General features: G+C 60.0%; 25 protein-coding genes and 2 tRNA genes. 20 read left to right on the top strand and 7 right to left on the bottom strand.

Annotated elements, in window-relative coordinates; translation table 11 throughout:
- The first annotated feature begins 61 nt into the window (after positions 1-61).
- A complete protein-coding gene (locus tag I6E73_RS06795) occupies positions 62-781 on the top strand; it encodes a YcnI family protein (RefSeq protein WP_197124071.1) in 720 nt (239 codons plus the stop codon).
- An 8-nt stretch (positions 782-789) separates the two neighbouring features.
- A complete protein-coding gene (locus I6E73_RS06790; RefSeq protein WP_197124069.1) occupies positions 790-1,425 on the top strand; it encodes a copper resistance CopC family protein in 636 nt (211 codons plus the stop codon).
- A 16-nt stretch (positions 1,426-1,441) separates the two neighbouring features.
- Here I6E73_RS06790 and I6E73_RS06785 read toward each other — a convergent pair whose 3' ends face one another.
- Positions 1,442-2,458, bottom strand: coding sequence for a LacI family DNA-binding transcriptional regulator (locus I6E73_RS06785; protein ID WP_197109784.1), 1,017 nt, complete (start codon positions 2,456-2,458; stop codon positions 1,442-1,444).
- Positions 2,459-2,811: 353 nt separating this feature from the next.
- Here I6E73_RS06785 and I6E73_RS06780 point away from each other — a divergent pair, with 353 nt between their 5' ends.
- The 15 genes from I6E73_RS06780 to I6E73_RS06710 all read left to right on the top strand — a co-directional run bounded on the left by I6E73_RS06780 (position 2,812) and on the right by I6E73_RS06710 (position 16,651).
- On the top strand, positions 2,812-3,639 hold the full coding sequence (locus tag I6E73_RS06780; protein ID WP_197124067.1) for a hypothetical protein: 828 nt from the start codon (positions 2,812-2,814) through the stop codon (positions 3,637-3,639).
- On the top strand, positions 3,624-5,066 hold the full coding sequence (locus I6E73_RS06775; RefSeq protein WP_197109782.1) for a dihydroorotase family protein: 1,443 nt from the start codon (positions 3,624-3,626) through the stop codon (positions 5,064-5,066). Before I6E73_RS06780 ends, I6E73_RS06775 begins: the two co-directional genes overlap by 16 nt.
- 35 nt (positions 5,067-5,101) lie before the next feature.
- Positions 5,102-6,061, top strand: a complete 960-nt coding sequence (locus I6E73_RS06770; protein ID WP_197105917.1) for a nucleoside hydrolase — start codon at positions 5,102-5,104, stop codon at positions 6,059-6,061.
- A 52-nt stretch (positions 6,062-6,113) separates the two neighbouring features.
- Positions 6,114-7,436 (top strand): ABC transporter substrate-binding protein, encoded by a 1,323-nt coding sequence (locus I6E73_RS06765; protein WP_197109781.1) that lies wholly within the window; start codon positions 6,114-6,116, stop codon positions 7,434-7,436.
- 109 nt (positions 7,437-7,545) lie between these two features.
- A complete protein-coding gene (locus I6E73_RS06760; protein WP_197109780.1) occupies positions 7,546-8,412 on the top strand; it encodes a carbohydrate ABC transporter permease in 867 nt (288 codons plus the stop codon).
- A 9-nt stretch (positions 8,413-8,421) separates the two neighbouring features.
- On the top strand, positions 8,422-9,300 hold the full coding sequence (locus I6E73_RS06755; RefSeq protein WP_197105920.1) for a carbohydrate ABC transporter permease: 879 nt from the start codon (positions 8,422-8,424) through the stop codon (positions 9,298-9,300).
- A 9-nt stretch (positions 9,301-9,309) separates the two neighbouring features.
- The gene (locus I6E73_RS06750) at positions 9,310-10,161 is read left to right on the top strand and encodes a hydroxypyruvate isomerase family protein (protein WP_197105921.1); all 852 of its coding nucleotides are present in this window, start codon (positions 9,310-9,312) and stop codon (positions 10,159-10,161) included.
- Positions 10,158-11,054 (top strand): 2-hydroxy-3-oxopropionate reductase, encoded by an 897-nt coding sequence (locus I6E73_RS06745; RefSeq protein ID WP_197105922.1) that lies wholly within the window; start codon positions 10,158-10,160, stop codon positions 11,052-11,054. Before I6E73_RS06750 ends, I6E73_RS06745 begins: the two co-directional genes overlap by 4 nt.
- Positions 11,055-11,057: 3 nt before the next feature.
- Positions 11,058-12,110: a HoxN/HupN/NixA family nickel/cobalt transporter gene (locus tag I6E73_RS06740; protein ID WP_197109779.1), complete on the top strand. Its 1,053-nt coding sequence runs from the start codon at positions 11,058-11,060 to the stop codon at positions 12,108-12,110.
- Positions 12,110-12,412, top strand: coding sequence for an urease subunit gamma (locus I6E73_RS06735; RefSeq protein WP_197124065.1), 303 nt, complete (start codon positions 12,110-12,112; stop codon positions 12,410-12,412). Before I6E73_RS06740 ends, I6E73_RS06735 begins: the two co-directional genes overlap by 1 nt.
- Before the next feature lie 14 nt (positions 12,413-12,426).
- A complete protein-coding gene (gene ureB / locus I6E73_RS06730; protein ID WP_197105925.1) occupies positions 12,427-12,777 on the top strand; it encodes an urease subunit beta in 351 nt (116 codons plus the stop codon).
- On the top strand, positions 12,764-14,467 hold the full coding sequence (locus I6E73_RS06725) for an urease subunit alpha (protein ID WP_197124063.1): 1,704 nt from the start codon (positions 12,764-12,766) through the stop codon (positions 14,465-14,467). Before ureB ends, I6E73_RS06725 begins: the two co-directional genes overlap by 14 nt.
- On the top strand, positions 14,467-15,141 hold the full coding sequence (locus tag I6E73_RS06720) for an urease accessory protein UreF (protein ID WP_197124061.1): 675 nt from the start codon (positions 14,467-14,469) through the stop codon (positions 15,139-15,141). Before I6E73_RS06725 ends, I6E73_RS06720 begins: the two co-directional genes overlap by 1 nt.
- On the top strand, positions 15,134-15,919 hold the full coding sequence (gene ureG, locus I6E73_RS06715; protein WP_197124059.1) for an urease accessory protein UreG: 786 nt from the start codon (positions 15,134-15,136) through the stop codon (positions 15,917-15,919). Before I6E73_RS06720 ends, ureG begins: the two co-directional genes overlap by 8 nt.
- 78 nt (positions 15,920-15,997) lie before the next feature.
- The gene (locus tag I6E73_RS06710; protein ID WP_197124057.1) at positions 15,998-16,651 is read left to right on the top strand and encodes an urease accessory protein UreD; all 654 of its coding nucleotides are present in this window, start codon (positions 15,998-16,000) and stop codon (positions 16,649-16,651) included.
- Positions 16,652-16,718: 67 nt separating this feature from the next.
- On the opposite strand, the gene I6E73_RS06705 is transcribed toward I6E73_RS06710, so the two are convergent.
- On the bottom strand, positions 16,719-17,393 hold the full coding sequence (locus I6E73_RS06705) for an ATP-dependent Clp protease proteolytic subunit (RefSeq protein ID WP_100388715.1): 675 nt from the start codon (positions 17,391-17,393) through the stop codon (positions 16,719-16,721).
- A 2-nt stretch (positions 17,394-17,395) separates the two neighbouring features.
- Positions 17,396-18,001, bottom strand: a complete 606-nt coding sequence (locus tag I6E73_RS06700) for an ATP-dependent Clp protease proteolytic subunit (protein ID WP_197105930.1) — start codon at positions 17,999-18,001, stop codon at positions 17,396-17,398.
- A 119-nt stretch (positions 18,002-18,120) separates the two neighbouring features.
- Between I6E73_RS06700 and I6E73_RS06695 the strand changes: the two genes are divergently transcribed.
- Positions 18,121-18,609, top strand: a complete 489-nt coding sequence (locus I6E73_RS06695) for a tetratricopeptide repeat protein (protein WP_197124055.1) — start codon at positions 18,121-18,123, stop codon at positions 18,607-18,609.
- A gap of 95 nt (positions 18,610-18,704) precedes the next feature.
- Positions 18,705-19,661: a nucleoside hydrolase gene (locus I6E73_RS06690; RefSeq protein WP_231600584.1), complete on the top strand. Its 957-nt coding sequence runs from the start codon at positions 18,705-18,707 to the stop codon at positions 19,659-19,661.
- Between the two features lie 76 nt (positions 19,662-19,737).
- Here the strand turns inward: I6E73_RS06690 and tig are convergent, their stop codons facing one another.
- Both tig and I6E73_RS06680 read right to left on the bottom strand, forming a co-directional pair.
- On the bottom strand, positions 19,738-21,078 hold the full coding sequence (gene tig / locus I6E73_RS06685; protein WP_197124053.1) for a trigger factor: 1,341 nt from the start codon (positions 21,076-21,078) through the stop codon (positions 19,738-19,740).
- Between the two features lie 35 nt (positions 21,079-21,113).
- Positions 21,114-21,187, bottom strand: a tRNA-Pro gene (locus tag I6E73_RS06680).
- Between the two features lie 257 nt (positions 21,188-21,444).
- Here I6E73_RS06680 and I6E73_RS06675 point away from each other — a divergent pair.
- Positions 21,445-21,518 (top strand) — tRNA-Gly (locus I6E73_RS06675).
- Positions 21,519-21,627: 109 nt separating this feature from the next.
- Here I6E73_RS06675 and I6E73_RS06670 read toward each other — a convergent pair.
- Both I6E73_RS06670 and I6E73_RS06665 read right to left on the bottom strand, forming a co-directional pair.
- On the bottom strand, positions 21,628-22,479 hold the full coding sequence (locus I6E73_RS06670; RefSeq protein ID WP_231600583.1) for an alpha/beta hydrolase fold domain-containing protein: 852 nt from the start codon (positions 22,477-22,479) through the stop codon (positions 21,628-21,630).
- A 66-nt stretch (positions 22,480-22,545) separates the two neighbouring features.
- Positions 22,546-22,719: a hypothetical protein gene (locus tag I6E73_RS06665; RefSeq protein WP_197105934.1), complete on the bottom strand. Its 174-nt coding sequence runs from the start codon at positions 22,717-22,719 to the stop codon at positions 22,546-22,548.
- Positions 22,720-22,760: the final 41 nt, after the last annotated feature.

Raw genomic sequence — 22,760 nt, 5'->3', positions numbered from 1 at the left:
ACGCCGCCCAGCATCCCCGATATTTGTCGCACTTTCGCGACCCCTTTTGAGAAAGAAACTAATGAAGAATTTCACTAAAGCTGCACTCGCGCTCTCGGCGGGAGCCGCCCTCGCCATTGCAGCACCACTCGCCGCCATGGCCCATGTCACGATCGATCCCGGTCAGGCAGACCCTGGCGACTACGCCCTCATCACGGTCAAGGTTCCCAACGAATCTGAAACCGAAAAGACCAACCGGGTTGAGCTGTTCTTGCCTACCGACACTCCCTTCACGAGCGTACGTTTCGTGCCGGTAGCCGGCTGGGATGCTCAACTCGTGCACAGCGAACTGCCCGAGCCTGTCATGATCGGCGAAAGCGAGATCACGGAGGCGGTGACCTCGATCGTGTGGACCGCTCAGGCTGGCTCAGAGCTCGGTGATGGCGGACTCTTGCTCCTGCCTGTCTCCCTCGGCCCGGTTCCTGATGTCGGAAGTGTCGTACTCGCGGCCGACCAGACCTACACCGACGGAAGCGTCGTGAGCTGGAACGGTGTCGAAGAGGATGCAGAGAAGCCGGCGCCGATCCTCTACGTCAATGACGAGGCCGTCGACCACCACGACGCTGCAGCTGACAGCGACACCGGTGACCACGACGCTGACGAAACCGACGAGCAAATGCACTCCGCCGAATCCGCAAGCAGCGGCGACCCGGTTGCCCGCGGTCTCGGCATCGCCGGCCTCGTCGCTGGCCTCGCCGGTCTCGTAGCAGCATTCGCCTTCCGCCGCCCCACCGCAAAGTAGTTCACCCTATGCGTCAAGCTATTCGCAGAGGCGCCGCGTTCGGCGCGGCCACGCTAGCAGCACTCACGCTGCTCGTGGCCGCGCCCGCGTACGCGCACAACTACCTCGTCGAAAGCACGCCGCTTGAGGGCGACACCCTCACCGTGCTCCCCGACGAGTTCTCGGTCACCACAAACGACACCCTGCTCGACCTTGCCGGCGACGGTGGCGGGTTCGCGATTCAGATCCTGGATTCGAGCGGCGGGTATTACGGTGACGGTTGCTTCACCATCCGCGATTCAACACTGTCGACCGGCGCGACCCTGGGCGAAGCAGGCGACTACCGGATGCTCTGGCAACTGGTCTCCGCCGATGGCCACACCGTGTCAGACGAAATCGACTTCACGTGGGAACCGGATGCCGACCAGACGATCTCCGACCCACTGAGCGGGCCTCCAGCCTGTGGCGGCGGAACACTCGAGGAGTCCACTCCCCCGGCAGATGCAACCGACCCAGCGCAGGACGACGCGGATAGTGATGCTGCTGCCGCAAACGCCGGCACGGTCGTGCTCGTGGGCGGAGCGGTCGCCTTGGTCTTAGTTGCGGGAGTAGCGATCTTCTTGATTACTGCGAAGCGCAATAAGGACGAGAAAGACGAGTCTTAGCAGGCCGAGCCAGCCATTATCTGCAGCCGCAACTTTCACGAATGGTGAGGTCCAGCGGAAGAACACGATTGTGGGGCGCTTCTTGAGAACCCGGAGTTGCGTCAAGAAGAACATCCACCCCGAGCGAGGCCGCAGTGTGGAACGGTTGCTGGACGGTCGTGAGGCGGGGCAAGACGATGCTCGATTCCTTGAGCCCATCGAAAGAAATGAGCGCCAGGTCCTCGGGAATGCTGAGCCCCGCTTGCGTCGCCGCGGTCATGATTCCGAACGCTTGCTCATCACTATGGACGAAGATTGCCCGCGGGCGCGTGGGTCGCGCAAAAATATCCCGTGCGAGCGCGAAAGCGCTGTAGCGATCGAATTCGCTCTCGAATACCTCGTGGTCGTCGACCTTCATACCCTTTGCCTTGAGAGCATCGCCCCACCCGGCTAGTCGGTCGCTGACTCCATACAGGTGCGCCGGGCCAGAGAAACACGCAACGGATTCGTACCCGTGGTCGAGTAGGTGAGAGGTGGCGGCGAAACCTCCACCACGGTTGTCGACCAGTATCGCGGTCGCTCCAAGCTCGCTTGCCGGGCGGTCGAAAAACACGAGTGGTGTGTGGTTGCCCTCAAGCACACTAGACGTCTCTTCATGACTTGAACGACGCTCGTCCGTGCTTCCGACGAAGAGAATCCCGCGCACTTGGTGCTCCATAAACGAGCGAAGGTGGCGTGCTTGCCTTTCATCGCTATTCATGGCGTTTCCGAGCAGCAGCGAATGGCCACGGGCAAGTGCGGAGTTCTCCACCTCGATGGCGAGCTCACTGCAGTAGGGGTTGGTGATGTCCGAAGCGATCAGCCCTAATACCGTGCTGGACGCTGAGGCCAAAGCGCGAGCAGTGGCATTAGGGCGGTAACCGAGCCGAGCAACCGCATCGAGCACACGCTGTTTCGTCGGCGCGGCAACATTGCGGGGGCCGTTGTTCATGACGTAACTGACAACGGCAGTAGAGGTGCCCGCTTCGCGAGCAACATCGTCTCTGGTTACCAAGGTGTATCCGATTCCCTATTCATCAGTGCTTTCCCCTGTGCCGTTCGGAGCACGTTGACGGCGCACACGCCGCACAGACGATCATGTCGCAATCCAAGGTGGAAGGCTAAAGAAAAATCACTTTACCCGAAAAATATCTACGCGGGTAGGCAATAAACGTGCGTACAGAAAGAATTCACGCAGATTTCCATGTTTCTTCGACGTTAAATCTGCGTAATCACTGGTCCATTTTCAAAATTAGTGCTTGACCCTGACGAAACGGTCTGTTTGTATAGTCCACAATCTACCCGCGTAGATCGCTAAACAAACCTCACATCGCACGTTCATCCGGCGATTCGAAAGGAACCAAGGCTGTGGCTCTTTCCTCACTCCCCTCGCCTCACCACCACGCACCAACCTGTGCCCCCGTTGTCACGGCTGATGTGCCAGCGTGGGTAGCGAAGGCCCAGTCGCATTCTGATCACCTGCTCTCCTTAGCGGGGCCCGTTGCGCATCGCGCCGACGTCGTCGGTGTGCTCGCCGACGACGAGACCGACTGGACTTTCGGAAACTTCATGTTGACGTGGTTGGACTCAAGCCAAGAAGTTCGCCGCATCTGGCATCTTCCTGATGCAGCATTCTTTCTCCAACTCATCGAGATCGCTTATGCTCCGGTGCTCGACGCGAACCCGTCGTACCGCACGTTGCTGACCGATACCAGTCGCATCCAAATGTCGATCACGAACGACATTCTCCAAATTCAGCTCGACGGGCTAGTGGACGACTACACGATGATCCGGCACCACGCCCTCATGCTCTTCAGCTCTGCGCTCTGGCTCGATGAGCCTCAACGGAGCCAGTGGCTCGCTCTTTACGACGATCTCGTGACGTACGTCGATTCCCGCCCCGAAGGACGACCCCACGTTGACTCGCTCGCAGCGGTCGAGAGCGCAGCATTCGCTGACTTCGTCACGTTGGCCCCTCAAACGCTCACCACTGAAAGCGCCGACGCGCTCCTGAACGACCACGAGGCGCTCGCCCATGTTCTCGACTACCAGCTTTACGCCGGGGTAGCCATCGGACTCCTGTGGCGCGAGTACCGAGCCCTCGATGAAACAGAGCGAGACGAGTGGTACCGCACCCAACTTTCCGAACGTTACCTCGACACCGATTATCTGAAGACTGAATGGATGGCACAGTAATGTCCCACGATCACAGCGCCTCCGCGCCCGCCGAGCAACTTGACCTCGTCATCACGAACGCAAAAATTCGTTCCGACGACGACGCGCTCTACAACATCGGCATCAAGGGCGGCGTCATCGTCGCAATGTCGAGCAACGTGCAAGATTTAGGCCACGCAACAGAAACGACGGATGCCGCGGGTCGCTGGGTGATTCCCGGTGCGATCGATTCCCACGCTCACATCAACCAGCGCGCTGACGAGTACAACCACATTCCCGGCCTTGGACCGGACGATAATTTCTCCGCTGAGTCGCGCGGCGCGCTTGCCGGTGGCTGCACCACTGCGCTCAATTACGTACAGTTCGGTACCCCGTCGCTTCTTGACTCGTTCCACGATGGCCTTGCCGCAGCACGCGCTCAGTCTCAGATCAATGTGATGTTCCACGGCTGCCTCATGAATATGGGCCAAGTCTCAGAAATCGAGCAGGCCACCAAAGAAGGCATGCGCACGTTCAAGATCTTCATGCCGTATCGCGGCGAAGAGGCCAAGAATCTGGGCGGAATCGGAAGCCTCAACCACGCGCAAATGCGAGAAGCATTCGCCGCGATCGTAGCCAACGGTGCTCAAGCACTGGTGCACGCCGAAGATGGCGACATCGTCGACGCTGCTATGCAAACGGAAAGCACCGCTGGGCTCGACTCGCTCGCAGGGTGGGAGCGATCGCGCCCCACCATCGCCGAAGGGGATGCCGCCTGGACCGCTCTCTATCTTGCAGAAGAGGCAGGCTGCCAAGTATCGATCGTGCACGTCTCGAGCTTGGAAGCGATCAAAGCCAGAAAGGCATTGGGTTACCCGGGCGCGGCGCTTGAATCATGTGTTCACTACATGGTGCTCAGCACTGAGTCGGCAATTGGCCCGGAGGGCAAAGTTGCCCCGCCCATCCGCGACCGCAGTCTTTCCGACGCCATTACCGAGGCAGTTCTCGCGGGCGAGATCGATTTCTTCGGATCCGACCACAACGAATGGCCAAGCGCCGCAAAAACTGACTGGGAAACTTCCAAGCCTGGATTGCCCGGTATCGGCCTCATGCTCCCGCTGCTCTTGACGCACCTTGTCGTGGACAACGGCATGAGCATGGAAAGCCTCATCGAACTCACCTCGCGCAATGCCGCCGTGAGATTCGGTCTCGAAGGCAAAGGCAAGGTCGCAATCGGTATGGATGCCGACCTCGTCATCCTCGAGGAAGGTGAGCGAGTCGTACGGATCGAAGATCTTCACTCGCCCATCGATTACTCGCCCTACGCCGGCATGACATTGCGGATGTGGCCGAGCGTGACCGTATGCGGCGGCGTCGTCGTCTTCGCTGACGGCGAGTTCCCACGCGAGGACTTCCGTGGAGAAATGCTGAACGATCGCTTCCGGACAGACCCCGCACTCGCGGTCTGATCCTCATCATCACCAACCAAGAAGGAGCACATTACATGCCACGGTCAATCATCCTCGATGTCGACACAGGAACTGACGACGCGATTGCAATCATGATGGCAGCGCTATCGCCAGAGATCGACCTCGTTGCGTGCACCACCGTGTGGGGCAATCGTCCGGTCGAGAATACGACTGACAACACGCTTCGCGTGCTCGACTACATCAACCGCTCCGACATCCCTGTCTATCGGGGACTCGATGAGCCATTCGGCCCTATCGGCGTACCGCAGCCCAGCCCTTCGGACGATCACAGCGGCGGAAAGATGCACCCGAAGGAGCTCGACCTCCCGCCCGCCACCTCGGTTGCTCAAACGCAGGGCGCTGTCGAGTGGTTAGTCGAGACGCTGCGAGCTCGTACTGAACCCATCACGCTGGTGCCAGTCGGTCCACTGACAAACATCGCGGCTGCGATCACCCTCGACCCCTCGATCATCGAGAAGGTCGACGAGATCGTCATCATGGGTGGCGCGCACGCTTTCGGCAACGCAACGCCGTCGGCAGAATCGAACATCTGGCATGACCCCGTAGCTGCTGACGTCGTTTTCAAAGCCGGCTTCAAGCGAATTGTTCTGGTTCCCCTCGACGCGACGCACGACGCACTCGTCACCGGAGCACAGGCATCCGAGCTTCACGCTCTCAGTACCCCCGCTGGTCTGGCGACCGCGATCTGTATCCAACAGCGCATCGTCGCCCACGATGAAAGCCAGCCACAGGCGATTCCCGACAGCGCCCCCATTCACGATGCCGTCTGCATCGCGTATCTGCTCGACCCCGCTGTCCTTCCTCTTAACCACCTTCACGTCGGCATCGAGACAACAGGAGTGCGCACCTTCGGCAGGACTGTTATCGACGTTCGTCACCGAGGCATAGAAGAACCGAACGCCTACGTCGCATTGACGGCGAACGCTGACGTCTTCTATCGACTGCTGAAGGAGTGTGTCTCTATCCAGCGATAACCACTGCTCTTCACGTTTCGAATATTTCGCTCCACCTAAGCAAGGGAAAACAATGAAACGCAACATCGCAACACTGAGCACGGCGGTCGGGACGGTAGCCATTATGGCTCTCGCCGGATGTTCTGCCGGCTCCACCCCCACCATCGCAGGCTGCGAGGACGGCGTAACGGAACTCTCCGTACTCCGCGCAGAAAACAACTCCCCCACTGACGAGCAATTGGATGCCTACACAGCCGCCAACAAATGCGTCATTTTCACCGTGGACGAAGTTCCGTTCGGCAACTTGGCAGCAAAGATCGCGGTACTCGCGCCGTCGTCGAACCCGCCAGACATTGTCGGATTCGACGCTCCAAGCACCGCGTCCTACGCATCGCAGGGCTTCTTGCTTCCCCTTGACGATTACCTGCCCGATGGCTGGTTTGACGACGTGACGTCAGCGACGTTGACAGAGAACTCGTGGGACGGCCAGGTTTACTCGCCCGGCAACGAGCAAGACACTCTCTCCTTGTACTTCAACAAGGAGCTGACTGATGCAGCCGGCATCACACCTCCCACCTCTCTTGACACCGCGTGGACATGGCCAGAGGCGCAAGCCGCAATGCTGACCTGCCAGGTATCGGCAACCGAGGCTGCTGGGTCGACCGTGTACGGTCTCGCACCGTCACGACTCGGAGACGGCACCCCGGGAACGTCGTACCGCGATCAGCTCTTCTTGCGCAGCATGGGAGACCCCACTGCTCCTGAGTCATCATCGGCGTACAAGACGTTCTATGCAATCTCTGACGACGGAACCACTGTCGATGGCTGGCTGAACACGCCTGAAGCTATCGAGGGTGCGACCTTCTACCAGAACTTGTTCGAAGGCCCGGATGCTGTGACGTCGAAGACTGGTCTTCCCAATGCGCTGATCGATGGCAAGGCGTGCTTCGACCTCGAAGTGAGCTCCAACGCTACGACTCTTACTAACGCGGGAGTGGACTTCGGTGTGAGCCCAACGCCGTATCTCGTTACCCCTGTTGTGCACACCGGCGCTGTTACATTCGGCGTCACCGCACGTTCGAACAACGCGGAGGCCGCGGCCACGGCCGTCGTCGCTATGGACACCGGTGACCAGTACCTCGACTGGGTTGAGAACAACCTCCGGATTCCAGTGTTGGTGTCGACGACCGAAGCACTGCCTTCGCTCAGCGAAGCACCGTTGAACATTCCCGTCGAAGAGATCCAGGAGTGGGGCGTACCGCGTCCTCCCGGACCGCACTTCGACGCGTATGACCTCTACGTGACTGCAGCGCTGAAGAACATCGCTTACGGAGCGGATCCGAAGACTGAGCTCGATCAGGCAGTCGCCAAGCTCGACCCGATCCTCTCGAAGTAGAACAGGAAACATCGTCATGCATTCTGGCCCGATCGATTCCACGCCGCTCGCGGTCAGAGACCTGGGCGGAAGCACTTCGCTTCCGCCCAGGCGCAGATCGAAGAGCGCGATGGGGAAGGGCGCACTACCTGCGCTTGCCTTCCTCACCCCGTTCCTTCTGCTTCTGCTGGTCTTTCAATACATTCCGCTGGCAGTCATGGCTCGCAGCAGCGTGCTCGACTACAGCCTTTTCAGCCCCGACAACGCAACCTTCGTCGGTGCGGACAACTTCATCCGGATCTTCACGGATGCAGAGACAATCCAGTCGCTGCTGATCACGTTCGCGTTCATTCTCGGTGTCCTTGTTCTTGTCGTCCCTGCGTCCTTCGCACTGGCGGTTTTTCTCAACGGCAAGCTGCCCGCTCGGGCTCTCGTACGCACCATGATCTTTCTTCCCGTTGTCACCTCGTCGGTTGTCGTCGCGACACTCTGGACGTTCCTGCTCAATGAGACGGGGTTGATCAACTCGGTGCTCGCGACAGTTGGAATTCCGTCCGCAGGTTTTCTCACCGACACCACCCAAGCACTCCCCGCCATCATCGTGATGACCGTCTGGCAACAAGTGGGCCTGGCAACCGTTCTCTTTCTCGGTGGACTGCAAGCAGTTCCCGCCGAGCTCAGCGAGGCAGCACATATGGATGGAGCCGGGCCCCTCCGTCGCACGCTCAGCATCACTCTTCCGCTGCTCTCCCGCACGACCCTGTTCATTGTCGTAGTGATGACTGTCTTCGCACTCCAAGCATTTGCGCCGGCGTACATCATGACGGGTGGCGCCCCTCAGGGCACGACGAACCTCATCATTTATCACATCTACAAGACGGCGTTCATTCTTCAGCAGCCGGGCTACGCCTCCGCAATGGCGCTCGTCGTGCTTGCTTTCGCCATCATCATCAGCTTGATCCAGATGCGGCTACTTCGCACTCGTTGGAACTATTAGGAGGGCGCCATGACTACTCAACGCATAGCGGAACCACATCAGCTTCGCCGACTCCCCATGACTATCGCTCGCTTCGGCGTCTCGTTTGTAGTGATTGCCATCATCGTGGGCGCATTCCTCCTGCCCTACCTCTGGATGGTGTCGTCTGCATTCAAAAATCAGACCGCGATCTTCGATGATCTCAACCCGCTCTCGTGGAAGGTATTTCTTCCCGTCGGCGGAACGATCGACAACTTTGTGGCGCTTTTCGAAAAAGGAATCGGTCTCGCTCTCGTCAATTCGCTCATCGTCGCGTTCATCCAAGTGGGCGGCACCCTGGTGGTCTGCACCCTCGCTGCCTATGCGTTGACGAGAATTTCGTTCAAGGGCCGCGGCGTGGTCTTCGCGGTGATCCTCGCAACATTCATGCTTCCGGCAGAAGCGCTTGTCGTGCCGATGTATGGGGTAATTGCTGGCCTCAACCTGCAAGACACACTCCTCGCTGTCGCGCTTCCCTGGGTCTCGAGCGTTTTCGGGCTCTTCCTTCTGAAGCAAGCCTTCGAAGAGATCCCGATGGAGTTGGATGAGGCGGCACGACTCGATGGTGCAGGACACTTCCGGGTGTTCTGGTCGATCATCCTTCCCAACGTGCGCACATCGTTGGCAACTCTGTGCCTCGTGACCTTCTTGTTCTCGTGGAACGCATTCCTCTGGCCGTTGACGGTCGTGCAAAGTTCTCAGAATCAGGTCATTCAGGTCGCCATTGCCCAGTCGGTATCTGCGGGTGAGCTGCCCAACTGGGGCTTGACGTTCGCGGGCGCCGCTGTGGCCACAGTGCCACTGATCCTCCTCTTCCTCTTCGCTCAGCGCTTCTTCGTGCAGGGCCTCGCTTCTTCCGGACTCAAGTAAGGACATCGCATGAACTCCCCCCAACGTTCCACCTACGTCGCCAATTGCTCGCTGCTGTTCCAGGAGTTGCCCCTCCTCCAGCGGCCAGCCGCCGCCTATAACGCTGGTTTCGATTCGATCGAATATTGGTGGCCGTTCGATTCTGCTTCGCCCACTGATAGCGACGTCGACAAGTTTGTCGGGGCTATTGACGATTCCGGAGCGAAGCTTGTCGGACTCAACTACTTTGCTGGTGACCTTTTCGGGCCCGATTGCGGTGTCCTCTCTCTTCCCGACCGCCAAGCAGAATTTCGCGACAGCGTGGAAATCGCAACGGCCATCGGTTCGCGCCTCAACGTGGGAGCGTTCAACGCGCTCTATGGAAACCGAGTCGAGACCTCGACTCCGGAAGCACAGGATGAGCTCGCGATCCAGAGCCTCGGCTTTGCCGCCGACGCTGCCGCCACCATCGGGGCGACAGTGCTCATCGAAGCCGTGAGCGGCCCCAAGCCTTATCCGCTGCGTACCGCGGCGGACGCTATCGCGGTGGTAGATCGCGTCCGGGCATCCGGACACTCCAACGTTGCTTTCTTGCTCGATATTTTCCACTTAGCCGCGAACGGGGATGACGTTTCAGCCGCTATCAAGAGTCACGCCTCATCCGTTGCGCATGTACAAATCGCGGACTTCCCTGGCCGAGGAGAACCCGGCTCCGGAACGCTCGATCTAGACCGCTATCTCAGCGAATTGACCGAGCAGGGCTATACCGGGGCGGTCGCGCTCGAGTACAAGCCGTCCACTGGCGACACTCAAGCCAGCATCGCCAATCTCAATGATTTCCCATCGATCACAGTTTCAGTAACGAGAGGTTCTTCACTATGACAAAAATTGCATTCATCGGTCTCGGCATCATGGGCGCGCCTATGGCGGCCAACTTGGTTGCCGCTGGCCACGACGTCACAGGGTTTAACCGCAGCCGGGCCGCCGTCGACACGTTCATTGCGCAGGGCGGGTCAGGCGCACAGAGCGTCGAAGAAGCGATCGCCGGCGCCGAAATTGTGGTGACGATGCTGCCGGACTCCCCCGATGTCGAGTCTGTATTGAGCGGCGAAAGCGGCGTGTTCGCACGTGTGCCGCAGGGCACCCTCGTCATCGACTTTTCGACGATCCGACCGGATGTTGCTATCCGGTTGGCCGAAGAAGCAGCGAGCTCAGGGATTCATATGCTCGATGCGCCGGTCTCGGGTGGTGAGGCGGGAGCCGTGGAGGGTGCACTATCCGTCATGGTCGGAGGATCAGCCGAGGCTTTCGCTCAGGCTTCCACCGTCTTCGACGCTGTTGGATCAACGATCGTTCACGTGGGCCCGTCAGGTTCTGGTCAGACGGTAAAGGCTGCAAATCAGCTCATCGTGGCCGGCACGATGGAACTCGTCGCCGAAGCTCTCGTCTTCCTCGAAGCCCACGGAGTAGACATGGAGTCCGCAGTGAAGGTGCTTTCGGGAGGTCTTGCCGGCAGCACAGTTCTCTCGCGGAAAGCTCCGAACATGCTCTCCAGAAACTTCGCACCGGGCTTCCGTGTGACCTTGCACGACAAAGACTTGGGAATCGTTACGGCTGCGGCACGGGAGGCGGGGGTCGCTATTCCTCTCGGAGCCGTGGTGGCGCAGCTCATGGGTTCGCTCAAAGCCCGCGGCGACGGCGACCTCGATCATTCGGCATTGTTTACCCTCGTCAGTGAACTCTCCGGTCGCAGTGACGATCAGACCGAGGGATAAGTCGTGAGCCTGCCGTCACGGTCTGCCACGACCACACGCATGAACCGCCCCTGGGGCGTTCTCGGTGCCATCGTTGCGCTCCACGTCGTCGGGTTCGGCGCGCTCGTTCTCGCGAGCGCGCCGTCAGCAGCGGACTCCTCGGGCGCAGCGAGCGGGTTGGCCGTCGCTCTCGGAATCGGGCTCACCGCCTACGCGTTGGGAGTTCGTCACGCTTTTGATGCCGATCACATCGCCGCCATCGACAACACGACCCGACGACTCGCGACGTCGCCCCGCGAAGCGCGCGGCACCGTCGGTTTTTGGTTCGCGCTGGGGCATTCGACGATCGTCACGGTCCTGTGCGTGCTTCTTATGGCATTCGGGCAGGCACTGGAAACCGCCATGGCAGCTGACGGCTCAGCGGTTCAGTTCACCACGACTGTCTACGGCCCCACGATCTCAGGAGTCTTCCTGCTCGTCATCGCCGCTGCCAACATTATTGCGCTCACCCGTTCCCATAGTCACGGAGTTCGTGGCCCCGTCACTTGGCTACTCGGACGTTTCGATAAGGCTGTGGATCGACCAAGTCGAATGTACGTAGTCGGTCTGTTGTTCGGACTCGGCCTCGATACCGCCACAGAGATCTGGCTTCTCGTCCTGTTGGGCGCAGCCGCTCTCTCGTCTACTTCGCTGTGGGCTGTGCTCGCGCTTCCCATTCTGTTCGCAGCAGGAATGACCGCGATGGATACCCTTCAAGGCCTCATGGCGAGCCGCGTTTACCGACCAGGCTCGCGCTCCTCACGCGTCCAACGAGCCTTCAGCGTCGGAATGACTGTCGTCGCTGTCACCGTCGCGGTTGTTGTCGGTGTCGTGCAGCTCGCTTCGGCGGTTACTGCATCCGGAGGAACTGCGGGTGTACTGAATTGGATCTCGGGTGCCGAAGTGTCATCTCTTGGCTTCGTACTAGCGGGGCTCATCCTTGTTGGCTGGCTTGTTGTGCTGGCAATCGGACGATCACACAGCGATCGCACCTCTGCATTCGTTACTCCTCAGCCGATGATGAAAGAAGGCGTCTGATGCATCTCACACCTGCCGATACCGAAAAACTATTGCTCAGCGTTGCGGCGATGGTCGCTCGGGAGCGACTCGACCGCGGGGTCATCCTTAATTACCCGGAGAGCATTGCGTTGCTCAGTAGCTGGGTAATCGAACGCGCCCGCGACGGCGCGCTCGTCGCCGACCTCATGGACGAAGGCCGGGAGGTGCTCACGCGCGCCCAAGTGATGCCCGGTGTCGCCGACATGATCCTCGACGTTCAAGTAGAAGCAACTTTTCCCGACGGCCGCAAGCTCGTCACCTTGCATCACCCCATCCAGTAAGAGGGAGATAGATCATGGCTAGTGCACGCTCCGAAGGGCCGGGCGCCTTCAGAATTCGACCGGGAATCATCGAACTGAATGCCGACCGCACGGAGGCTGAGCGTATTCGCGTTGTCTTCCTCAACTCTGGAGATCGGCCTATCCAGATCGGGTCTCATCTTCACCTGCCGGACGCGAACGCCGCCCTCACCTTCGACCGCGAAGCGGCCCACGGTTTCCGGCTCGATATCCCGTCGGGAACATCGCAACGGTTCGAACCAGGTGCGTCTCGAGAACTCGACGCGGTCGCAATTCAGGGAGCGAGGCGCATTCCCGGCCTCCAGCTTTCGCATGCAGGCAAGGAGCAACTCGATGGTATCCATTGACCGACAACGCTACGCAGCAATCTATGGTCCTACTGCGGGCGACCAGATACGCCTCGGCGACACCGACCTCTGGATCGAAATCGAGCGCGATCTCACCGTTGGTGGAGAAGAAGCCGTATTCGGTGGCGGCAAATCGATTCGAGAGTCTATGGCTCAAGGCGTGCGCACTCGCGCCGAAGGCGCGCTAGACACCGTCATTACGAATGCCATCGTGCTCGACTGGTGGGGCATTCAGCGGGCGGATGTCGGCATCAAAGATGGACGAATCGTTGCGTTAGGCCGTGCAGGAAACCCTGACATCGCCGACGGCGTCCATCCCCTACTCGTGATCGGCCCATCGACTGACGTGATCTCGGGAGAGGGTCGCATCCTCACCGCCGGCGGTATTGATTCTCACGTTCACCTCATCTCCCCTTCCCAAATTCATGAAGCGCTCGCCACAGGAATCACTACCGTGGTCGGTGGCGGCACCGGACCTTCCGAGGGATCAAAGGCCACCACTGTCACCCCCGGCGCGTGGCATCTGGAAACCATGCACCGCGCCATGGATCGCCTGCCGGTGAATCTGCTCCTGCTGGGCAAGGGCAACACCGTCTCGCCAGAGGCGCTCAAGGAACAGGCATTAGCCGGTGCTGGTGGTTTCAAGATTCATGAGGATTGGGGCGCGACACCTGCAGCGATCAATGCGGCTCTTGAGGCAGCCGACACCTTCGGTCTACAGGTCGCTTTGCACTCCGATTCGCTCAACGAAGCCGGCTATGTGCAGTCCACGATCGATGCGATCGGCGGACGCGGCATCCACGCATTTCATGTTGAAGGTGCTGGCGGCGGTCACGCGCCCGATATTTTGTCGATCGCGTCTCTGCCCAATGTCATCCCGGGATCAACGAACCCGACGCTCCCCCACACCATAAATACTGTTGCGGAACACCTCGACATGCTGATGGTGTGCCATCACTTGAATGCGTCGGTGCCGGAGGACCTCGCTTTCGCTGAGTCCAGAATTCGCGCAACAACGATCGCTGCGGAGGACATCCTCCACGACATCGGAGCACTGTCGATCACGTCGTCAGACTCTCAGGCGATGGGTCGAATCGGTGAAGTTATTTCCCGCACGTGGCAGGTTGCCCACGTCATGAAGGCACGGCGTGGGTCATTGGGCGTCGCGCACCCGGCCGACAACGAGCGCGCACGGCGCTACATCGCTAAATACACAATCAACCCCGCCATCGGTCACGGAATCGATAAAGAAGTAGGGAGCATTGAGCCGGGCAAGCTGGCCGACTTGGTGCTGTGGGATCCGCGATACTTCGGCATTAGGCCCGAAGTTGTCATCAAGGGAGGAGGCTTAGCGTGGGGCGCTCTCGGCGATCCCAACGCCTCAATCCCTACCCCGCAGCCGGTGCTCATGCGACCATCATTTGCGGATGCCATTGGCGACCGACTCTCACTCTCGTTCGTCGCGCAGGCCGCAATTGATGACGGCTTTGAGGAACGGATGGGACTTGGGCGCACCGTTGTCGCCGTGCAGTCCACTCGGGAAGTGACCAAGCATGACCTGAAGAACAATGACACGCTCCCGAAGATCGATATTCGTCCGGATACCTTCGCGATCTCGATCGATGACGAACTTGTCGTGCCCGCTCCCGTCGATACCCTGCCCCTCGCTCAGCTCTACACGATGTTCTGATGGTCGACTCGGGGACGCTCGCGATGCTCCTCGCTGATGCGCGCCTGCCCACCGGCGGACACACTCACTCGGCGGGAATGGAACCTGCTTTGCTTGGTGGGCTCAAGCGAGACGACATCCCCTCGTTCCTTGCCGGCAAAACACGCTCGACAACACTCGTCGAAGCCGGAACGGCGGTAGTGGCACGGCATCATTTCATCAGCGAAGCCGCGCCGTCGGGGATAGACGCTCTAATCGCGGCCTGGGCGGCGAGAACCCCTAGCCCGGCATTGCGCGACGCTTCCCGACTCCTCGGTCGCGGCTACACAAGGATCGGCCGCACCGTATGGCCGAGCAGCGCATCAATTGCGTTCTGCGCTCAGCTGCGACGGCCACCCCGGGCCGTCGTGCTCGGAGCGATAGCGGCAACCGCCCTGATGAAGCCAGCCGACCTGGTTCGTCTTGTCGTCTACGAAGAGGTTCAGAATGCAGCATCCGCCGTACTCAAGCTCGACCCGATCGACCCCGCGACAGTTGTTACCTGGGTGCTCAATGCCTGCGAAGTAGCCGAACCGTTTGTCCATCAGCTCTCACTTATCACTACGCCTGAGGCGATCCCCGCCTTGGGCGCTCCGCAAGCCGAGGGGTGGGCTGAGGCTCACTCCGTTATGAAGAAGAGGTTGTTCCGTGCCTGAAAAAAACGCGCCCTCCCGCGCACTACGTCTGGGAATAGCCGGTCCAGTGGGAACCGGAAAGTCGTCGCTCATCGCACTTCTGTGTCGTTCCCTTGGTGAGGAACTGAGACTGGGTGTCATTACCAACGACATCTATACGGATGAGGATGCGCGATTCCTGCGGTCTGCTGGAGTACTGGATCCCGAGAGAATCCGTGCTGTGGAGACGGGAGCGTGCCCGCACACAGCGATCCGCGATGACGTGACGGCGAACCTGCTGGCTGCCGAAGATCTTGAAGCCGACTTCGCTCCCCTCGACATTGTCATCATCGAGTCCGGCGGCGACAACTTGACGGCGACGTTCTCTCCCGCCCTCGTAGACGCGCAAATTTTCGTGCTTGATGTCGCCGGTGGTGGTGACGTAGCGCGCAAGGGTGGCCCGGGCATTTCCCGCGCCGATCTGCTCGTCGTGAACAAGACAGATCTCGCGCCTTACGTCGGCGTTGATGTCGCGACGATGGTCTCTGACGCAACTCACGCGCGCGAAGGTCGGCCCGTTATTGCCCTGTCGCGAACGGATGACAACTCGATTGCCCAGTTACGGCTGTGGGTGCTCGAAATGCTCGCCGCCTATCGCTCCGGAACCCACAGCCCCCAAGACCCCGGTCCGATGGCGCCGCATAGTCACCTCGATGAGGGCGGCCAAGCTGTGATTCACACCCACAGTCCCAGTTCAGACCACGGCCATGACCACGACCACGACCACGACCACGACCACGACCATCCAGTGAGAGCTTAAGGCCTTCGCGTGCAGTCTGATGCGGCTTCGCGAGTCACGCGAGTCTCGGTAAACGCGAACGCGTCAGGGAACGCGCGCGTGGAGTTAAGGGCAGGAATACTCATACCGCGACTCATCTCCTGCACGGATCAGTCAGCGGATGTCGCTCTGGTCGCCGGGGGCGCGCTCTTGCTCGGCGGCGACACTGTTGCGATCGAAATTACGGTCGGCGCGGGTTGCCGCCTCACCCTCGAAGACATTGGCGGAATGGTTGCGTACGACGGTGAGGGGCAGTCTGCGACCATGACGATTCAGGTCCGGCTGCAGGCTGGAGCCCAATTGTCTTGGGCAACCCTCCCGTTCATCATCGCCGACGGCGCCTGCGTCGAGCGGGTCCTTGACGTCGAGTTGGATGAAGGCGCTGTAGCGCTCATTCGGGAGACTCTTGTGTTAGGGCGCGAAGGGGAAAAAGGCGGTCGGGTGATGACCCGAACCTCCGTCTCGGCAAACGCTGTCCCCGTGTTGATTGAGCAGCAAGATTTCGATGGAAGCGCACCCGTCTGGGGTCACCTTGGTGCCGAGCGTGTCATGGATACTGTGTTGCTTGCTGGCGTGCGGGCACCCGCGTCGTCCATCGATCTCGGTGCAGTCGTGCTCGACTTCGAGGAGCCGGGCGGCCTTGCACGGTGGCTTGGACGAGAAACCCACCTCTCGCCGCTCGATACCGTGTGGCGAGATTGGGCCTTGGCGTAACGCAGTTAACGCACTGAGGCCGCCACCCGCAATGGGTAACGGCCTCAGTAACGTTGAGAACGTAGAACTAGCTCGTGATCGCCGGAAGCGTCTTGCGGCTCGTGAGTACCTGGTCGATGAGACCGTACTCCATTGCCTCAGCTGCGCTCAGGATCTTGTCGCGCTCGATGTCCTTGTTGATCTGCTCAGGGGTGCGGTTCGAGTGGAACGACAGGGTCTCTTCGAGCCATCCGCGCATGCGCAGAATCTCGCGAGCCTGAATCTCGATGTCCGAAGCCTGGCTTGAGCCTTCAGAACCACCACTGGGCTGGTGGATGAGGATGCGAGCGTTGGGCAGAGCCAAACGCTTTCCCTTGGTTCCACCGGCAGTGATCACGGCAGCCGCTGACGCAGCCTGGCCGAGAACAACGGTCTGAATCTGCGGACGAATGTACTGCATCGTGTCGTAGATCGCCGTCATCGCGGTGAACGAGCCACCGGGTGAGTTGATGTACATGACGATGTCGCGGTCAGGGTCCTGGCTCTCGAGAACGAGAAGCTGAGCCATAACGTCGTCAGCGGAAGCGTCGTCGATCTGCACACCCAAGAAGATGATGCGGTCTTCGAACAGCTTCGCGTATGGGTCTTGACGCTTGTAGCCGTAGGCCGTGCGCTCTTCGAACGTCGGCAAGATGTAGCGAGCGTCAGCATCCGGACGACCAATGCCGGCGGGAGCCTGTGCTCCGAGGTTAAAGTTCTCCATAATTAGTCCTTCTTGCCGGTTGCGTTGTCTTCAGTTCCGCCGCCGCCAACTACGTCAGAGGCGAATTCACGGAGGTGATCGACGAAGCCATATTCGAGGGCTTCTTTGGCCGTGAACCAGTTGTCACGGTCGTTGTCGATGAGAACCTGCTCGACGCTCTTGCCTGTTTGCTCGGCGGTGAGCTCGGCCATGCGCTTCTTCATATCGAGGATGACGCCAGCCTGAGTCTGGATGTCTGCAGCGGTTCCACCGAATCCACCCGACGGCTGGTGCAGGAGCACGCGCGCGTTGGGGGTGATGTAGCGCTTGCCCTTGGTGCCCGAGGAGAGCAGGAACTGCCCCATCGAGGCGGCAAGGCCAATGCCGACGGTGACGATGTCGTTCGGCACGAACTTCATCGTGTCGTAGATCGCCATTCCCGCGGTGATGGATCCACCGGGTGAGTTGATGTAAAGGTAGATGTCGCGCTTGGGATCCTCTGCGGCGAGCAGCAAGATCTTTGCGCAGATCTCGTTCGCGTTTGCATCGCGCACCTCTGAGCCGAGCCAGATGATGCGGTCCTTGAGGAGTTGGTCGAAGATGCTCGAGACCAATGCCGGTTGGGCCATTGTTGCGCTCCATTTCAGTTATCGCGTGATACGAATCTATCCGAGTACGCGCCGCTATTCTGTCGTGTTCGCCCTAGGCAAAGTACCGCGTCGCCGGTGGCTGCTTGTAGGCTCGCTAAATGCAGCAGACTTGGCGCGATCGAATCGCAGATATTTGGGCCCACGCCGCCACTATGGCCGAGGGAGATGTTGTCGCAGCAATTGATGAGCTCGTTGCTGAACGTGCCCCTGACGACGCTGAGGCGTTGTTCGAGGCAGCGGGCGCCCGCGACTATGCCGGTCGTGAGACTGAGGCAGAGCCGCTGTACCGCAGTGCTCTTAACAATGGGTTGGATGCCGCCCTGCGGCCACGCGCGGTCATCCAGTTGGCGAGTACGCTGCGCAATCTTGGTCGCGTCGATGAGTCGATTGCTTTGCTCGAGCAGCAGTTGCACGAGCATCCCGACGATGAGTGGACGGGGCCAACCGCCGCATTTCTCGCCCTTGCCCTCACTACTCGCGGCGATCCCACCCTGGGGGCTTCGGTTGCACTGATGGCATTGGCGAACTATTTGCCGATCTATCAGCGTTCGGTGCGGGGCTACGCAGCGGAGCTCGTGGCCGAGTAGCGTCACCCAGCGCTTGCTACGGCAGCACTACGGCACCCCACTCCCCTCAGTCGCCTCAGCGTCGGCAGGTTCCCTGCGACCATTAGCATTGCCGAATGCAGCAAATGATTCTCGACGTTGATACCGGAATTGATGACGCGCTCGCGCTCCTGTTGGCGGTGCGGCATCCGGGAGTCAATCTGCGGGCTGTCACGTGCGTCGCCGGCAATGCGAGCCTCGAGCAGGTGGTGCGCAACACTCTGACGGTCTTGGACGCTGCGGGCGCGGGAGATATTCCGGTTGCGGCAGGCGCTCACCGTCCGCTGCTCTCGGAGGCTCATTCAGCGGCTCACGTGCACGGCGCTGACGGTCTTGGCGACCTCGGTTTGCCCGAGTCGTCGCGCACTGTCGTGCCACTACACGCGGTTGAACTGCTGCGTCGAGAAATTCTGGCGAGCCCGACGCCGGTAACGCTCGTGCCGCTTGCGCCGATGACCAACATTGCGCTTCTCGTGCGACTGTACCCAGAAGTGTTAGACAACGTGGAGCGGATCGTCTTCATGGGAGGTTCAGCCTCTGTCGGCAATGCCACTGCGGTTGCCGAGTTCAATACGTGGCACGATCCCGAGGCCGCCGAAATCGTGTTGACCTCTGGCGCCCCCATCACCATGTATGGCTTGGATGTGTTCTATGCCGTGACAATCCCGCCTGAGGACATCGTTCGGCTCGCCGCCAGTCCCGAACCCGGCACGCAGCTCGCCGGGCGCCTGCTGCAGCATTTGGTCACAGTAAAAGGCAGTGAGGTGCGCGTCGCCGGTGATGGACACGGCGATATTGGCGATGCGGGCGCGGTGTGCGCTGCGATCGATCCGGATGGACTCAGCACCACACATCTGCCGGTGCGAGTGAGCCTGGCTGATCCTCTCACTCGCGGACAAACGGTCGTGGATCATCGCACGGCCGGCCACGACCAGGCCGGAGCCGGAGATCCCCTTTTCCGCCGAATTGATGTGGCGCTCGGGATCAATAGCGCCCGTTACGCGAAGCTGTTCCTCGACACCATCACACGGTAGTTCAAGCGAAACAGCCCATTAACGACCTCACGGCCAACTAGATAACTAGTTGGCCGTGAGGGTTAAGCGAAGTGTTTTAGGACTCGTCGTCTGCTGCTTCTACTGCAGCAACCTCGGGAGCTTCCTCAACGGGCTCGGCGTTTGCTACGGCGGTGAATGCCGAAACGTCTACCGACTTGCCCTTGGTGTCAACGACCTTGGCCTTGCTGAGCACGACTGCGAGAGCCTTGCTGCGAGCGACCTCAGCAACCATGGCCGGGATCTGGCCGTTCTTGTCCAGAATCTGGATGAACTCGCCGGGCTCCATGCCGTACTGCTGTGCGCCCTGCACGAGGTACGAGGTGAGCTCTTCTTGGCTGACCTTGATCTCTTCGGACTCAACGATGGAGTCGAGCAAGATCTGCGAACGGAAGGTCTTCTCGCTAGCGATAACGACCTCGGCGCGGTGCTCGTCGTCTTCGAGGCGGTTTTCGTTCTCGAGGTGACGGTGAACTTCGTCTTCAACGAGCTTCTCGGGAACGGGGATCTCAACGCTCTTGAGCAGTTCGTCAACGATCTGGTCGCGAGCTTCTGCGCCCTGGCCGAACGACTTGGAGCGCTTGATCTGCTCCTTGAGGTCTGCCTTGAGTTCCTTGATGGTGTCGAACTCGCTAGCCATCTGAGCGAAGTCGTCGTCTGCTTCGGGAAGCTCGCGCTCCTTGACGGTGAGAAGCGACACGCTGATTACAGCGGTTCCACCCTCGTGGTCGCCACCGAGCAGTACGGACTCGAAGGTGGTCGATTCGCCGGCGCTGAGCGAGTCAAGTGCCTCGTCGATGCCTTCGATCAGTTCACCCGAGCCGAGCTCGTAGGAAATGCTGGTTGCGGAGTCAACCTCGGTCTCGCCAATCTTGGCGACGAGGTCGAGCTGAGCGAAGTCGCCCTTCGTGGCGGGGCGTTCGACCGTAACGAGCGTGCCGAAGCGGGCACGCAAGGTGTCGAGCTCGTCCTTGACGTCGTCTGCCGAAACCTTGACTTCTTCAACCGTGAGGGTGAGCTCGTCGTAGGCGGGCATGTCGAACTCGGGGCGAACGTCAACCTCAATAGCGAGAACGAGGTCTCCGCTGAAGTCTTTGACCTCGGGCCACGTGACAATGTCTGCCTCGGGGCGACCGAGAACGCGAATCTCTTCTTCGGTGACGGCCTGGCGGTAGAAACCGTCAAGTCCGTCGCTGACCGCGTGGTTCAGGATCTCTTCGCGGCCGACACGCTGGTCTACCAGCTGCGGCGGAACCTTTCCCTTGCGGAAGCCGGGGATGTTGATCTGCGAGGCGATGTGGCCATACGCGTGATCGATGCTCGGCTTGAGTTCTTCGGGGGTGACCGAGATGTTGAGCTTGACGCGGGTCGGGCTCAGTTTCTCAACGGTTGTCTTCACGTCGTGGATCTCCTGTAATTCGATGGTGTATTTCGTCGGGGCGACAGGATTCGAACCTGCGACCTCTCGGTCCCAAACCGAGCGCTCTACCAAGCTGAGCTACGCCCCGGGGCGCCGTGCTGTCTTACGGTCATGGCATCACGTAGAAATGCCGGTACAAATTTGACCTCGGCAAGTCTAGCCTGAGCGCGCACCGAATGTTGACGAGATACCAAGATCAATGTTTTTCGGGCCGCGCTTGCAGCATTTACGGGGCCAGAACCCAGCAAATATGGGGCAGATTACGCGGGCAGCGATCTCGACTTCGTACTTTGCTAGGTTTCGGGTACAGTATTCCTCGGTGCACAGCATGATCGGGTGCCAAGTGGGGATGTAGCTTAATGGTAAAGCCTCAGTCTTCCAAACTGATGACCGGAGTTCGATTCTCCGTATCCCCTCCACTACAGAACGAAGGCCACCTCGGTTGAGGTGGCCTTCGTTCGTTAACTGACGCACAGCATCCGGCTGCGCCATCCTTGGCCGGATGCGTAGCGTGTTGGTCTTAGCTCGTCACACCGTCGAGCCACCGCACACGATTGCTCGTTCAACGATCCTGCGGGCGTGCGCTGCTTCAGGAATCGGTAAGAGTGGGTAATCGTGGATCATGCCCTCCCCCACCTGGAAGTCGAGGGCGAAGCCTTCGTGCTGTGCGCGCTCACGAAGGCGCAGCGCATCCGCGTGCACAAGATCGCGTGTGCCCGTGAAAAGGGTGATCGGCCCCAGTCCGCTGAGATCGCCATGGATGGGGCTGACCCGCCAATCGCTTTCGTCGAGCTCGGCTCGATAGAGCGCCCCAGCCGCATGGGTGCCGGGAACAGCAAGCCACGGGTCGTGCGGTGCAATCTCTGCGAGCATCGGATCCGTGCCGCTGATGTCGAGCCAGGGTGCGATGAGCACTATCGCGTGAAGCGGCGGAAGCTTGCGATCGCGCAGCTCCATTGACACCGCCATCGTCATCCCGCCGCCCGAGGAATCCCCCATGATGCTGACGTTCTCGGCACCGACGTCTTGGACAATCGACTGAACGATCGTTGCTGCGCGGTCGACTACGACCGCAGCGCGCCCCTCCGGTGCCAGAGGCATGATCGGGACCGTAAAGGTGGTTCCCGTTGCACGAACTAAGCGGGCGATGAATTTCCAGTGCAGCGGATTGATCTGGAACACGTACGACCCGCCGTGAAGGTAGACAACATGACCAGCGTTCGATGGCGTCTTCGGCGCAATCGTAAACACGGGCCAGCCACCAACATCGTGAGACGAAACATTCACGTGCCGGGCAATTGATGCCGGTGGATCAAACGAAACTGGATGCTTTCGAAGCTCAGCGATCCGCGCGAGAGTGCGCTCTGGATCGCTGAACATGCGTTTTGACCCTCGCAGGGTCAACGCAAGTGGAGCGAGCCGGCTAAGAAGGCTCGCCATTGTGCGCTAGCTGTCGACGCGCTTCATGACGTGAATGGGAATGAAGACGCCCGCCGTGGAAACAAGCAAGCCGCCGATGAATACGACCGACTCAAGGCCCTCCACGTAGAAAGCTTCGCCCATCATGTAGATGCCGCCCACAAAGAGCACGAAGGAGATTACGAAACCGAAGATGTTCACGGCTCTATCTTACCCATGCAGACTCGAACTCCGAAGTCACC

It is taken from the genome of Salinibacterium sp. SWN248 (assembly GCF_015864575.1).
Classification (GTDB): Bacteria; Actinomycetota; Actinomycetes; order Actinomycetales; family Microbacteriaceae; genus Rhodoglobus.
This window is presented reverse-complemented; position numbering and strand designations above follow the sequence as displayed.

What these genes read in the sequence shown, in the direction of transcription:
- I6E73_RS06795 (WP_197124071.1), top strand. Translation starts at nt 62, where the DNA reads ATGAAGAATTTCACTAAAGCTGCACTCGCGCTCTCGGCGGGAGCCGCC.
- I6E73_RS06790 (WP_197124069.1), top strand. Translation starts at nt 790, where the DNA reads ATGCGTCAAGCTATTCGCAGAGGCGCCGCGTTCGGCGCGGCCACGCTA.
- I6E73_RS06775 (WP_197109782.1), top strand. Translation starts at nt 3,624, where the DNA reads ATGGATGGCACAGTAATGTCCCACGATCACAGCGCCTCCGCGCCCGCC.
- I6E73_RS06770 (WP_197105917.1), top strand. Translation starts at nt 5,102, where the DNA reads ATGCCACGGTCAATCATCCTCGATGTCGACACAGGAACTGACGACGCG.
- I6E73_RS06765 (WP_197109781.1), top strand. Translation starts at nt 6,114, where the DNA reads ATGAAACGCAACATCGCAACACTGAGCACGGCGGTCGGGACGGTAGCC.
- I6E73_RS06760 (WP_197109780.1), top strand. Translation starts at nt 7,546, where the DNA reads ATGGGGAAGGGCGCACTACCTGCGCTTGCCTTCCTCACCCCGTTCCTT.
- I6E73_RS06755 (WP_197105920.1), top strand. Translation starts at nt 8,422, where the DNA reads ATGACTACTCAACGCATAGCGGAACCACATCAGCTTCGCCGACTCCCC.
- I6E73_RS06750 (WP_197105921.1), top strand. Translation starts at nt 9,310, where the DNA reads ATGAACTCCCCCCAACGTTCCACCTACGTCGCCAATTGCTCGCTGCTG.
- I6E73_RS06745 (WP_197105922.1), top strand. Translation starts at nt 10,158, where the DNA reads ATGACAAAAATTGCATTCATCGGTCTCGGCATCATGGGCGCGCCTATG.
- I6E73_RS06735 (WP_197124065.1), top strand. Translation starts at nt 12,110, where the DNA reads ATGCATCTCACACCTGCCGATACCGAAAAACTATTGCTCAGCGTTGCG.
- ureB (WP_197105925.1), top strand. Translation starts at nt 12,427, where the DNA reads ATGGCTAGTGCACGCTCCGAAGGGCCGGGCGCCTTCAGAATTCGACCG.
- I6E73_RS06725 (WP_197124063.1), top strand. Translation starts at nt 12,764, where the DNA reads ATGGTATCCATTGACCGACAACGCTACGCAGCAATCTATGGTCCTACT.
- I6E73_RS06720 (WP_197124061.1), top strand. Translation starts at nt 14,467, where the DNA reads ATGGTCGACTCGGGGACGCTCGCGATGCTCCTCGCTGATGCGCGCCTG.
- I6E73_RS06705 (WP_100388715.1), bottom strand. Translation starts at nt 17,393, where the DNA reads ATGGAGAACTTTAACCTCGGAGCACAGGCTCCCGCCGGCATTGGTCGT.
- I6E73_RS06700 (WP_197105930.1), bottom strand. Translation starts at nt 18,001, where the DNA reads ATGGCCCAACCGGCATTGGTCTCGAGCATCTTCGACCAACTCCTCAAG.
- I6E73_RS06695 (WP_197124055.1), top strand. Translation starts at nt 18,121, where the DNA reads ATGCAGCAGACTTGGCGCGATCGAATCGCAGATATTTGGGCCCACGCC.
- I6E73_RS06690 (WP_231600584.1), top strand. Translation starts at nt 18,705, where the DNA reads ATGCAGCAAATGATTCTCGACGTTGATACCGGAATTGATGACGCGCTC.
- I6E73_RS06670 (WP_231600583.1), bottom strand. Translation starts at nt 22,479, where the DNA reads ATGTTCAGCGATCCAGAGCGCACTCTCGCGCGGATCGCTGAGCTTCGA.